At 61.2% G+C, this 12,527-nt stretch carries 11 protein-coding genes and 1 pseudogene; 3 read left to right on the top strand and 9 right to left on the bottom strand.

Annotation, left to right across the window (positions count from 1 at the left end; genetic code table 11):
- Positions 1 to 58: 58 nt before the first annotated feature.
- Together ABRP93_RS03620 and ABRP93_RS03615 are read left to right on the top strand one after the other, a co-directional pair.
- The gene (locus ABRP93_RS03620; RefSeq protein ID WP_023024992.1) at positions 59 to 1,600 is read left to right on the top strand and encodes a molybdopterin-dependent oxidoreductase; all 1,542 of its coding nucleotides are present in this window, start codon (positions 59 to 61) and stop codon (positions 1,598 to 1,600) included.
- Between the two features lie 25 nt (positions 1,601 to 1,625).
- Positions 1,626 to 1,874: a hypothetical protein gene (locus ABRP93_RS03615; RefSeq protein ID WP_005276443.1), complete on the top strand. Its 249-nt coding sequence runs from the start codon at positions 1,626 to 1,628 to the stop codon at positions 1,872 to 1,874.
- On the opposite strand, the gene ABRP93_RS03610 is transcribed toward ABRP93_RS03615, so the two are convergent.
- The 3 genes from ABRP93_RS03610 to gluQRS are packed head-to-tail and all read right to left on the bottom strand — an operon-like array spanning position 1,871 to position 4,709.
- Positions 1,871 to 2,206 carry a hypothetical protein gene (locus tag ABRP93_RS03610; protein ID WP_005276440.1) on the bottom strand — a complete coding sequence of 112 codons (336 nt, stop codon included), beginning with the start codon at positions 2,204 to 2,206 and terminating at the stop codon, positions 1,871 to 1,873. The two genes, ABRP93_RS03615 and ABRP93_RS03610, sit on opposite strands and share 4 nt — an antisense overlap.
- A 3-nt stretch (positions 2,207 to 2,209) precedes the next feature.
- Positions 2,210 to 3,802: a cation:proton antiporter gene (locus ABRP93_RS03605; RefSeq protein WP_023024989.1), complete on the bottom strand. Its 1,593-nt coding sequence runs from the start codon at positions 3,800 to 3,802 to the stop codon at positions 2,210 to 2,212.
- Positions 3,803 to 3,815: 13 nt separating this feature from the next.
- Positions 3,816 to 4,709 (bottom strand): tRNA glutamyl-Q(34) synthetase GluQRS, encoded by an 894-nt coding sequence (gene gluQRS, locus ABRP93_RS03600; RefSeq protein WP_349886943.1) that lies wholly within the window; start codon positions 4,707 to 4,709, stop codon positions 3,816 to 3,818.
- Between the two features lie 24 nt (positions 4,710 to 4,733).
- Between gluQRS and ABRP93_RS03595 the strand changes: the two genes are divergently transcribed.
- Positions 4,734 to 5,426, top strand: coding sequence for a queuosine precursor transporter (locus ABRP93_RS03595; protein WP_023024985.1), 693 nt, complete (start codon positions 4,734 to 4,736; stop codon positions 5,424 to 5,426).
- On the opposite strand, the gene tgt is transcribed toward ABRP93_RS03595, so the two are convergent.
- From tgt to ABRP93_RS03565, 6 genes and pseudogenes are all read right to left on the bottom strand, one after another.
- Positions 5,402 to 6,658: a tRNA guanosine(34) transglycosylase Tgt gene (gene tgt, locus ABRP93_RS03590; RefSeq protein WP_349886941.1), complete on the bottom strand. Its 1,257-nt coding sequence runs from the start codon at positions 6,656 to 6,658 to the stop codon at positions 5,402 to 5,404. The two genes, ABRP93_RS03595 and tgt, sit on opposite strands and share 25 nt — an antisense overlap.
- Complete coding sequence (locus ABRP93_RS03585) at positions 6,655 to 9,294, bottom strand: MMPL family transporter (protein WP_349886940.1); 2,640 nt, start codon at positions 9,292 to 9,294, stop codon at positions 6,655 to 6,657. Before ABRP93_RS03585 ends, tgt begins: the two co-directional genes overlap by 4 nt.
- A gap of 228 nt (positions 9,295 to 9,522) precedes the next feature.
- A complete protein-coding gene (locus ABRP93_RS03580) occupies positions 9,523 to 10,383 on the bottom strand; it encodes an HtaA domain-containing protein (protein WP_349886939.1) in 861 nt (286 codons plus the stop codon).
- An 86-nt stretch (positions 10,384 to 10,469) separates the two neighbouring features.
- Positions 10,470 to 11,111: a biliverdin-producing heme oxygenase gene (locus tag ABRP93_RS03575; protein ID WP_023024977.1), complete on the bottom strand. Its 642-nt coding sequence runs from the start codon at positions 11,109 to 11,111 to the stop codon at positions 10,470 to 10,472.
- A gap of 180 nt (positions 11,112 to 11,291) precedes the next feature.
- A complete protein-coding gene (locus ABRP93_RS03570) occupies positions 11,292 to 12,341 on the bottom strand; it encodes an HtaA domain-containing protein (RefSeq protein WP_349886937.1) in 1,050 nt (349 codons plus the stop codon).
- Positions 12,334 to 12,527: pseudogene (locus tag ABRP93_RS03565) on the bottom strand (hemin ABC transporter ATP-binding protein); the annotation flags it as partial. The pseudogene ABRP93_RS03565 and the gene ABRP93_RS03570, both read right to left, overlap by 8 nt.

Below are 12,527 nucleotides of genomic sequence, written 5' to 3'. Positions count from 1 at the left end.
CGTCAAAATAGAGATAGTTCCTTTCCCCATAAACTATCTCACTAGGACGCTCTCCCCCATGGACTATGTCTTGGCTCTCGGCGAAAACCCCGATTTTCCTTTGTGGCTTCGCGCGACGCACCTCATCAACTTTGTACTCATCGGCATGCTCTTGCGCTCCGGGCTGGAAATGCTTTCTTCCATGCCGCGCCTGTGGTGGCGCAATGACTGCGCCCCTGGCACCGAATGGCTGCGATTTACCAAGCGCAAGCTGCCCAAGGAAGAGGGCGTATATACCTCTTTGATGGACGAGCTTTCGTGGTCGCCGCTGGTGACCCTGCCGGGCCGCGAAAACGTGGGCCTCGGCCGCCACTGGCACGGCCTATCGGTCATGCTGTGGGTCCTCAATGGCTTGGTATATGTCGTGCTGCTCTTTGCCACTGGCCTGTGGCAGCGCCTCATCCCCACGTCCTGGGACATCATCCCGGAGGCTTGGGATACCTTCAAGGTCTATATCAGCCTCAGCGCGCCCGGCATCGAGCACTTCACGCCCTACGATGCCCTCCAGCAGCTTGCCTACGCCTTCGTCATCTTCATCGTCGCGCCCTTCATGATGGTGACCGGTCTGGGCATGTCGCCGGCCATCCGCGTGCGTTTCCCGTGGTTCGTGAAGATGTTGGGCGGGCACCAGGGCGCTCGCTCACTGCACTTTATCGGCATGGTCTTGATGTCCGCGTTCATCCTGGTCCACGTGGTGCTGGTCTTCTTCGTGCACCGCGAGCACAACATGGTCCACATCGTCTTCGGCGACGTCTCCACCGAGCGCTATGTGCAGGCCTTTACCACCGTCGTCATCACCATCGTGGCGGTCATCATCTTCTGGATTGCCCTGTCCTACTGGACCTTGGCAGACCGCGCCCGGGCGCATAATTTCTTGGTCTCGTTCACCGAAATCGGCCGCAAGCTTTCGCTGAATCACTTCCACCCGCGCAAGCCCAAGGAGACCAAGGACTCGCCGATGCCCATTTCCTCCTTCCACTGGACCAACGGCCTGCCGCCGACGGAGAAGGAGTCCCCTGAGTGGACCGAGTACAAGCGCAATGGCTGGCAGGATTACGCCATTACCGTGGCTGATGATGTCAACGGCACCGAAAAGACCGTCACCCTTGAGCAGTTGCGGGAGCTGCCGCAGACGTCTTATATCGCCACGCATACCTGCATGCAGGGGTGGTCGGCGACCTCCAAGTGGGGAGGGCCCAAGCTTGCCGATGTCCTCGAGCTACTCTGCCCCCGCCCCGAAGGCGCCAACTACGTGCTCATCGAGTCCTATGGCTTGGCGCAAAAGATGTACGATAACCGCCCGCGCGAGCCTTTCTACGCGGCCTTCGATATCGAGACCGCCATGGAAGATCAGTCCATTTTGGCGATTTCGCGCAATGACCAGGACATCGATCTGCACTTGGGCGCCCCAGTGCGCGCCCGCGTGGAGTCGAACCACGGGTATAAGGCCGTGAAGTGGGTATCGCGCATTGCCTGGATTGGTGATTACGCCGACTACGGCGATGGCCGCGGCGGCACCCGCGAGGATTCCGCGCTCCAGGCCTTCAACGGCCGCATCTAACACCGAAGGATTAGAATCTGTTTCTATGACTGATAAATCTTCCGTCACCGAAACCCGCATCGCCATCGAAGGCGTCCGCAACGACAATGACGTGCGCAAGTGCCTGCAAAAGCTCTACGGCATCTTTGCCGATACGGGAATGGGCCAAGCCACCTTCGAGATGACCGGGGAGGCCACCGCGGATGTCGTCATCAAGCACTCCGAGTCCGTCACGGTGGACCCAGAGGTCATCGATGCGGCGGTGCGCAAGGCGGGGCCGTACCGCCTCGCCTAGTCGATGCGCGGTGGCTCGTAGCCGTCCTCTTTAAGCCACGCGATATGCGGCGGGGTATTCATGCCCCACTCGCTGCGCGCCCAGGCAAAGGTCTGGCGCACCTCGGCCTCGGAATAACCGCCATCGCGCAGGTACTGCCGGAAGCCGTTCGGCCCGGAATCCTTGATCCAGAGCCAGACGTAGTCGTCGAGGGAGTCATCGGCAAGCAAGCTTTCTAAGCCCGCCGGAACGAACTCGCGCTCGGCGCGCACGCGGTCCGCCAAATCCTCATCGAGGAAATCGTAGAGGTAGTCCATCGCGTCCTCGAGCTCGGCATAGTGTTGTGGATCCATGGGCTAGATCTCCCGGTGATTAGTGCCGATGACCATGCGGTCGATCTCTTCCAGTATCTCATCCACGATGGCCGGATTGAAGGCCCGATCCTTGCGCAGGACTAAGAGCTCGCTCTGCGCGGCGTTCAGCGCGGTGCGGCGGGCCTCCAGGGCGACGCGGCGGGCCTCCTCGGCGCGCTGCTTGCGCATATCGTTATTCTCGGCGGGGTTTTCGCCATCGCCCAGGCGGTCCTCGAACCACTGAATGACGTTGGCGGAAATCTCCGGATCGACCGTTTCGGCCTCGCCGGTGGCATCGTCTTCCGGGCGGAATTGCGATAGCGCATCGATGCTGGCGGCGCGCGCCCGCGAGACCACCGCGGCGCGCATCTTATCGTTGGCGGCCTGCGAGGCCTCGGTGAGATCGAGCTGCCTCATCAACCACGGCAGCAGCAGGCCGGGCAGCACCATGGTGACCAACAGGACGGTCAGGGCGATAACGGCCAGCTCGTGGTGGAAGGCGAAGACGCCGGTGGGAATGGATAGAACCAGCGCCAGGGTCACCAGGCCGCGCATGCCGGACCAGGTCATCAGCAGCACCTCCTGCATCCGCAGCGGGGCAACGTGCGGGCGCCCGCGCGAGACGTTGAGGCGGTAGTAGAAGAACATCCACACGAAACGCACCACGAAGGCTACCAGCGAGAGGATTACGCCGACCATAACCGAGTGCCACAAATCCGAGCCGACCTCCGCGATGGCCGTATTAACCGTCAGCCCGATAAGGCCGAACGCGACGCCGGTAAACAGCAGCTCCATGGTCTCCCAGAATGACTGGCCGGAAAGCCGGTCCTCGGCCTGGATATCGGCGCGCGAGTTGAGCTCGACGGCGGCGATGACCACGGCGATAACCCCGGAGGCTTTCAATTCCTCGGCCACGAGGAAGGTGGCGAAAGGAACCACCCAGGTCAAAGCGTTGCGCGCGACCACATCGTGGACGTGGGTAATAAACAGCGCCGTCAGCCGCCCGATGAGCCAACCAATGGCAAGCGCGACGACGGACGAATAAAGGAAGCTCAGCACGCCGCTGCCAAAGGAAATATCGCCGCCCTGGGTCACAGCGGCAAGCGCGAGGTGGAAGGCGACGATGGAGGCGGCATCGTTAAATAGCCCCTCCGTTTGCAAGGTGGTGATGATGCGGCGCGGGATGCCGGCGGGCTCGGCCACCGCATCCACGGCCACGGGGTCCGGCGGGGCGATGGCCGCGCCGATGAGGATGGCGGCGGCAATGCTAATTCCCGGCAGGAATGCGTAGGCGGTCGCACCCACGGCGAGGGTGGTGGCGACGACAAGCAGCACGGACAGGCTCAGGATGGTCACCCACTGCCCGCGAATCACGCCCCAGGACGTGCGCCGCGCCAGCGCCCACAGCAGCGGCGGCAAGAAGATGGGAAGGATGAGCTCGGTGGGGATGTCGAATTGCGGCAGCCCCGGCACGAAGACGGCGCAAGCGGTAATAATCGTCAGCAGCGCGGGCCAGGGCAGCCCGACCCTATCGCCGATCGCAACAACGAAGACGGTCAGCAGCATGAGCCCGATGAGAACCAATAAAACTTCCATGGGCTCGATAGTATTACGCGCGCCAAATATACGGCTCGCGGCTCAATTCCTCCGGCCGGAATTGCGTGAGGAGCTCGGCGGCGGTCTCCGCCTCATAGCCCAAAGACTGCGCCAGCTGCTTGACGATGCCCCTCTGCTCCCCCATATCCCGCATCGTCACCGCGCCATCGCGCTTGGCCAGGCGCTTGCCCGCGGAATTCAGGACCAGCGGCACGTGCACGTAGGTCGGCGGCTCAATCTCCAAAAGGGAGGCCAGGTAGGCCTGGCGCGGGGCGGAGGATAAGAGATCGTCGCCGCGGACCACCTGGTCGATGCCCTGGTAGGCATCATCCACGACCACCGCCAGGTTATAGGCCCAGCCGCCGTCCTGCCCGCCGCGGCGCAGGATGAAGTCATCAACGTCGCCGGTGTAATCGCCGTGCAGGGCGTCGTGGATGGTGAAGGTGGAGACATCAGCGCGCAGGCGCAGCGCCGGCTGGCGGTTGTCGGCGGCGAGCTGGGCGCGCTTGGTGGCACGTTGGGCATCGGAAAGCGCACGGCAGGTGCCCGGGTACTGGCCGGGGATGGCGTGCGGGGCGCGGGAGGCTTCGCGGATATCCTTGCGCGAGCAGTAGCACTCGTAGACCGGCAGCTTCTGGAGCGCCGCGGCATAGGCGGCATCGCGATCCTGCTGGTAGATGACCTCGCCATCCCACTCCAGCCCCAGGGCCGCAAGGTCCGCGAGTTGGCGCTCGGCCGCCGCGCGGGAGGAGCGCTGCTTATCGATGTCCTCCACCCGCACCACAAACCTGCGCCCCGTCGAGCGCGCGTAGAGCCACGCGAGAAGCGCCGTGCGGAGGTTGCCAAAGTGCAGGTCGCCGGAAGGGCTCGGGGCGTAGCGGCCCGCCCCGGTGGTCGCGGAATTCATATTCCCAGCATACGGTTTGGCACAATGGTGGGCATGGAAAAATCCCCCTCCTCTCAAGTGCGTTTTATCCCCGTTCATTCCACTCTCTATCCCTGGCTCGTCACGATCTTCGTCGTGACGTTTTTGATTTCTAATATCAACGCCACCAAGGGCGTCCAGCTCGGGCCGCTCGTGACCGACGGCGCCTTCTTCCTCTTCCCGCTGGCCTATATCGTCGGCGACGTTTTGTCCGAGTGCTACGGCTTCAAGTCCACCCGGCGCGCCATCTACATCGGCTTTGCGATGGCCCTGCTCGCTGTGGTGTGTTTCTACATCGCCATCTGGCTGCCCGCGGCGGATTTCTATGAGGGCCAGGAGGCCTTCGCCGCCACGCTGGGCTTGGTGCCGCGCATCGTTTTGGCCTCCCTGGCCGGCTACCTGGTGGGCCAGCTGCTCAACGCGTGGACGCTGACCGCGATGAAGAAGCGCAGCGGCGAAAAGGGCCTTTTCTCCCGGCTGATTGCCTCCACCGTGGTGGGCGAGTTTGGCGATACCTTGCTGTTTTGCGCCATCGCCGCGCCCGTCATCGGCATCGACACCACGAGCGGTTTCATCAACTACGTGGTGGTGGGCTTTGTGTGGAAGACGCTGATTGAGGTCGTCCTTTTGCCCATAACCTCCACTGTTATCAAGCTGGTGAAAAAGCGCGAAGATTACCGCGCCTTCGACGCCGCGTAGTAGCGGCCCAGGAATTCATCGCGGTAGTCCTCGTAGTAGCCGCCGTTGATGGCGGCGCGAATATTGTCCACTAACCGCACCATGAATTCCACGTTGTGAATGGTGCACAGCGTGCCGGCCAAAAATTCCTTCGCCTTGAGCAGGTGGTGCAGGTAGGCGCGCGAGTAGTTCTCCGTGACGTAGCCGCCGAACTCCTCGTCGATGCCCTTGAAATCCCGCTTGAACCGCGCATTGGTGAGGTTCAAGCGGCCATCGAGGGTGTAGACGCCACCGCGGCGAGCCAGGCGGGTCGGCGCGACGCAATCGAAGGTATCGGCGCCGGCCTCGACCGCGGTAAAGATGTCATCGGGTTCGGAGATGCCGAGCAGGTGGCGCGGTTTATCGTCCGGTAGTTCATCGCAGACCCAGCCCACGATGGTGCCGAGGTTCTGCTTTTCCAGCGCGCCGCCGATGCCGAAGCCGCCGAAACCGCGCTGGCCCTTCTCCCGCGCGGCGCGGTCCAGGTCCAAGAGCCCACGGGTGGCCTGGCGGCGCAGATCCTCGTATTGCGCACCCTGTACCACGCCCCACAGCGATTGCTTCGGGCGGTGGTAGCGCTCACGGGTGAGCCTGTCGTGTTCCTCCAGGCACCGCTGCGCCCACCGGTGCGTGCGGGCAACGGATTCCTCCTGGTAGGTGCGCGAATCAATGAGCGTGGTCAGCTCGTCGAAGGCGAACATGATGTCTGCACCCAGCCCGTGCTGAATCTGCATTGATTTTTCGGGCGTAAAGCGGTGCTTGGAGCCATCGATAATCGAGCGGAAGTCCACGCCTTCCTCATCCACCTTGGCCATGCGCTCCCTTTTCGCGACCCGAATATCCTTTTCGGTGAGATCCGCCAAGTCCATGGCGATGACCTTTTTAAAGCCCACGCCCAAAGACATCACCTGGAATCCGCCGGAATCGGTGTAGGTCGGCCCGTGCCAGTTCTCAAATTTCGCCACGCCGCCGGCCTCGTCCACGATGTCGTGGCCCGGCTGGAGGTAGAGGTGATAGGCATTGGACAAAATGGCCTGCGCTCCGGTGGCGCGAATCTGCTCCGGTGTCAGTGTCTTCACGGTGGCCTTGGTCGCCACTGGGATAAACGCCGGGGTGGCGATATCGCCGTGCGGGGTGTGGATAACACCACTGCGACCATGCTTGCCGGGGCCTTCGGGCAGGCGCTTATCGATGTCGAAACTTAAGTCCTTCATTCCTTTTCTTCCTCTTCTTCCCTGGTCTTCTGGCCGTCATCCGCGTGTTGTGCTTCCCATTCTTCCTCAAGCGCGGTGCCTTCGATGTCTACGGTGGGCAGGATCTTATCCAGCCACTTGGGCATCCACCACGTAGCGCGGCCCATGAGGAACATGGAGGCGGGGACGAGGGTCATGCGGACAAAGAAGGCATCGAAAAGCACGCCCGCCGCCAAGGCAAAGCCGAAGATCTGGATGAACGGCAGCGGCTGATTGATAAAGGCCACGAAGACCGAAATCATGATGATGGCCGCGGCCGTCACCACGCGCGCGCCCTGGGTAAAACCGGTGATGGTGGCCTCATCGACGGCGCTATAGGGTCCCGACGTGCCCTTCGGATGCCGCGCAATGTGCTCGCGCATGCGGGTGACCAGGAAGACCTGGTAGTCCATGGCCAAGCCGAAGGTCACACCGATGAGGAAGATCGGCATGAATGATAGCAGCGGGCCGGGGCCCGGGACGAGGCCCCACAGGCCGTCTTGCCATACCAGCACCGTCAGTCCGAAGGCGCCGCCCACCGAAAGCAGGAAGCCGAGGCCCGCCACCAGTGGCACCAGGAGGGATCGGAAGACGACGAGTAGCAGCACGATCGCCAGCCCCACAACGATGCTGAGGTACGGCACCATCGCACCGCGCAAGCGCTCGGTAATGTCCAATTGCACGGCGGTCAGGCCTGTCAGGCCGATCTCGGTGCCGGTGGTGCCTTCGATCTCCTTGGTGGCGGAGCGCAGCGCGTGCGCAACATTAATGGTTGCGGCTTCCGTTGGCGAGGTTTCCGGAGTCACCATGATTTGTGCCGAGCGCTGGTCCTCGCTGAGCGAAACGATTTGTGCATGCTTTACCCCGCCGAGCGTCTTCAATTGATCCGCGGTGTAGAGGAAGGACGCCAGCGCTGCCTTGTCTTCGGCGCTGGTCGGCGCGGCGGCGTCTTCCTTGTCCTCGACCTCTGCGACGGGGGCGATTTCCGGCTCCGCTGGCTGGTCGCCAGGCTGGTCCGCGGGGTGATCGCCGGGCTGGTCAGCTGGCTGGTCCGATGGCTGATCGGGCGCCCCGTTGGGCGCGGGCCCAGGCGCGTTATCGGGCGCATGATCCTCCGGGTTTTCGGCGGGCGGCTCGCCGGCACCTTCTTCGGGTTCGGCTTCTCCGCCCTGGGCCGCCACCAATGGGGCGAGTGCGGCGGAATCGGCGTTGATGGTGTGGGCATCGACAACCGCGAGGAACGGCCCGTTGACGCCGGGGCCGAAGCCCTCGGCCATCAGGTCGGCAGCCTTGCGCTGGGTGGTATCGGGATTCGAGGTGGTATCGGCAGGCAGCGCCAACTCCATGTGAAGCACGGGGGCGGTCATGGCGCCGAGGGCGAGGACGACGAGGGCCATCGCCAAGCCGGGCACCTTTTGTACCAGTCGTACCCAGCGATGGCCCATGGTAGGCCCGCGGCGCGCCTTGCCCTTGCGGGAAGGGTTGCCGGCCACGCCGGGGATGCGGCCGCTAAACGCCTTGTCCCCCAAAAGCCCGAGCATCGCGGGGATGAGTGTGAGGGAGACAAGGACGGCGATAGCCACGGTTGCTGCGGCGGAAAGCCCCATGGCGGTGAGGAATTCGATGCGCGCAATGAGCAGGGCAAAAAGCGCGGTAAAGACGGTGGTTCCGGCGAAAACCACGGACGAGCCCGCCGTTCCTGCTGCCATACCTGCGGCCGCTGGGGCGGACATGCGGGCCCGCTCGGCGCGGTAGCGGGACAGGATAAATAGCGCATAGTCGATGCCCACCGCCAGGCCAATCATGATGGCCAGCACCGGCGTCATGTTGTTGAGCTCTATCCAGTGCGTGGTAATCAGCATGCCGCATGCGCCCAGACCGACTCCGATGACGGCCGAAATTAACGGCATTCCAGAAGCGACCAGGGAGCCGAAGGTAAAAATGAGGACGAGGAAGGCCACGCCCAGGCCAATAATCTCGGAAGTGGAGTTAACCCGAATCTCATCGCCAAACCCGGCGCCGCCGGCCTCGACGGTAAGCCCCTGCTGCCTGCCGATGTCCATCGCTTCCGTCACGATGTCTTTATCGGCTTGGTCCACGCTATAGGGCGATTCGGCATCGAAGTTGAAGGTGGTATAGGCAATGGTCTTGTCTTCGTTGACCATGGCGAGGTTATCGGCATCGGCATGCGCGGACGATTCCGGCAGCCCCATCTCCGTGAACTGGTGGATGACCTCATCCTGCAGCCGCGGCGAGACCTCAAGGGGGTTGCCAAAACGCATGGTATCGCCCATCTCCAGGTTATCCTCGAGGTGGGTGATGACCGCCTTGATGGCCTTTTCATTGGCGGGATCTGAGAGCTTTTGGCCCTCCGGGGCCTGGAAGACCAAGTTCACCGATGGGGAGTTGGCGGGATTGCCGCCTTCCGGGAAGAGATCCATCGTTTTGTAGGTGGCATCGATGGACGGGGTGCCTTTGATAGCGAACTCGCTCGTCATCGGTTTCATCAACAAGGCGGTAGCGCCGCCGGCGGCGGCAAGCAGGACCACCCAGGTGACGATGACCTTCCATTTATTAAGGAAAGACCAGCGCCCGAGCCGGTAGAGGAGTTTAGCCACGGGAAATGTACCTTCGCATTCGCGTAGTCGGACGGATTTAACTTCGCCCTAGTGTAGTTGCCGTGCCCCTTATTCCCTATTACTTAGCCGCCGGGCAGCCCGTATTCACAGACGATGCCAAGGCGGCGGGCCAAAAAGAACCGTGGCCGCCCGATGCAGTCAAGGACTAGATCGGGTGGCCACGGCGGAGCGGCGTAGGCAATACGGCCGCGAGAGAGCGCTCGCTGTTTAAACGTACTTTGACAAGCTCAGGCCAGGAAGAACGAGGTCAGAGAAGAAGGCGCCAATTTTCTTTACCCGCTCGATAACAGCGGCGATGGTCTCGCCTAGTGTGCCGAAGGAAGAACCGTGGAAAGAGGAGCCATCGGCTGCAGCGTTGTCGCCCGAAGGCTTCTTTTCTGGGGTTACCTGGTCAGATGGTTTAGCGTTTTCGGAGGCACCGTCGAATGCCACGGTGAGATCCGAGTTGGCATCGTCAAGCGGCTGCCCCACTGGGTACTTGCCCAAGAAAATGTCGGAGCCCGTCTGGGTCAACGAGGTGGGGGCATCAGTTGTGGCGTAGGACTTGCCGGTTTCCGGCACCAAGGGCTCAGTAAGCGTGAAGGTAGAGATTGCGGCGTCATCGCCAGACAATTCAACCGGTTTGTTCTTAAGCGGGCCGGAGGCGCCCGTAAGTTTATAATCCGCAGTAATGGTGGCGTTTTGGCCTTCTACTTCTACCTTGATATCCGAAAACGTGAGATCGACGCCGTAGGAACCATTAGGGCCGAAGCCTGGATAGCCTTGAATCTGCACGGATCCCTGAGTGCCAATAGTGCCGTTTCCCTCAGCATCCAGCGTGGTGTGGGCCGCATCGACCGGGAAGGTGAAGTCCTTTCCTACCTTCTCCGCGCCTTCGGTGGTATTGATTATGCCTTTGGCAAGCGGGTTGGTGTCCACGTGGTGAATGAAGGATTCCTTGATGGGCCAGTTCAATTGGCCGGATTCCACGGCGGGGACATCGGCTGGAGCCTCATCGGCAGAGGCTACCGGTGCGGTGACGGCGCCGAGTGCAACCGCTCCAACGGCGATGACGGATGTTGTTTTCATGAATTTCTCCTCTTGAGAGCAGTGGTGAAGCTTTGCCCAAAGTATTAGGCCAGCCTTACCTTAATTGGAAAATTAGAAAAAGTAAATCAGTGGCGCTTATCAAGCTCGGCGAAGATCCCCGAGTTGAAAGCGAATGCGCGCTGCGCCTCCGAGAGCAAAGCCTCGCGCCGCTCCGCAGTCAGCATGAGACTATCCAGGCGTTCGCGGTAGCCCTTGCGGTACGGCGGAATCTTGCCGATGGCACTGAAGTCATAAAAGTTCAGTGCATCCGGTTCGATGTCATAAAGCGTGCCGAGGCGCGCGGCAATCACCTGGCCGCCGGAGATATCACCGAGATACCGAACATAGTGGTGGGCCACCACTTCCGCTGCACTGCCAGATACCGCCTCTAGGCGGGCGACGTAGGATGCCGTGGCCGGCAGGATCCGGATCTTTTCGCGCCAGTCGCTACCGACGAGCGCCGCCAAATCCGCCTCCAGAGCAAAGCGCCGCTCAAGGCGTGGATCGGCCACCGCTCCGGCGATTGGAGTATGCGCCACACTGCGGACTGCACGCTCCAGAGACTCATAGACAAACCACAGCTGGCCGCTTAAATCGGCGGCGGCCTCAGCGCTCAGCTGACCTGACATAAGTCGCTGCATAAACGCCGAACCCTCCGCGTTCTCGTGAGCGTGGGCGGTCTCCTCGCGCAATGCGGCGGATAATGGTTTCTTAAGCGTCACAGTCACTGACTTCCTCCAAAGTAATGCTTACCTAATGTCTAAAATTAAATTTAAGGTTAGGCAATCCTTATTTACAAGGCCTGTGGGGAGAAATCAACCAAAAGAACTAACTCCCTACCCCACTGCCTGCGGTGCGCGCGTCATTAGGATGCGGCTGCCATCACGACGCGCTTAGCTGACCACCTATTACCAATGGAGAAGAGCACGCACGCTCTCAAGGGCGCCCGACTTTATAAAGGCCTGCCCAAGAATGGCAAACATGCTGCCAATGGTTGCCACGCCCAAGATGTAGTTCCACACCTTGGCAAAGCTAGAACCGGAGGGAGTGTCCTTCTCTGGCTTATCAGTGCCCGGCTTCTTAGGCTCCGAAGTCTCAGGGGTCTTTGGAGTCTCCGGATCCTTCGGCGGTGCCGGAGTCTGCGAGGTCGCTGGTGGCTGACTCTGTGGCTTCTCTTCCTTTTCCGGCGAAGCTACCGGCGGCTTGGGAGCAGGCTCATTCTGCGGCTTTTCCTGATCCTGCGGCGTTTCTTCCTTCTTCTGGCCACAACCAGGGGAGACCTTGAGGGTTAGGTGGGCATCATCAAGCTCAGGCTTGTTCTCCGAGCTATACATGCCCATGAAAAGTTGGTCTACGCCCTCGATTTTTCCATCTTTTGTTCCCTGCTGCTCCTTGTACCGCACATCGCTGGCGGAAAGGGTGAGTGTATCGTCCTCCTTGGTCCATTGCGCCGTGCCGTGGCCAAAGATCCCATCCCCGGTGCGCTTATTGGCGTCGATGTGGTCATCCTCGGTGTATTGCAGCATATTCTTACCCTCTACGTGATAGACCTCGTAGCCGGAACCGAGCTGGGCTTCATTACCGGAGGTCTTGATGAAAGGTGCCACAACCGTGGAATGTAGAGCGCCGTGGTGACCGGTGAACGTGATCGAGGAGTCTTTACTCTCGATATTGGACGAGACCACATTGCCCTCCTCATCTACCGTTACCGTAGAGGTTTCAGGATCGACCTCGAAGCCGAAAGAGAAATCCTTCCCCTTAGGATCACCGGTTTGCGTCACTGGGCCACTAGTGGACCAATCACCAGCAGCGAAACCGCTTTTGAGGTAGGAACGCCACGAGTGCTTAATTCCCCAGTTCAAGGAACCGGATTCGATGGTGCAGGTTTCTTCCGCAGAAGCGTGTGGCACGGTGAGTGCGGTCGCCGCGAGAGCGGTGACCACTACTTTCTTAAACATGGAAATCCTCCAATTTGTGTGAGAAGAGTGGGTTGATGGTGGGCGTTGCACGCTGCGGATGTACCCGCAGCCCCTCGACGGATATCGGCCAGCCATACACTTGAGACAAGGTGGGACTGGTAAAGACCTCATCTACGCGCCCTTGGGCTGCTAATCCCCCGCACGACAGGCATACGAGATTAACCA

Source organism: Corynebacterium sp. KPL2850, assembly GCF_040225855.1.
Lineage (GTDB): Bacteria > Actinomycetota > Actinomycetes > Mycobacteriales > Mycobacteriaceae > Corynebacterium.
Note: the sequence above shows the minus strand (reverse complement) of the source record. Positions and strands in the feature narration are given on the sequence as shown.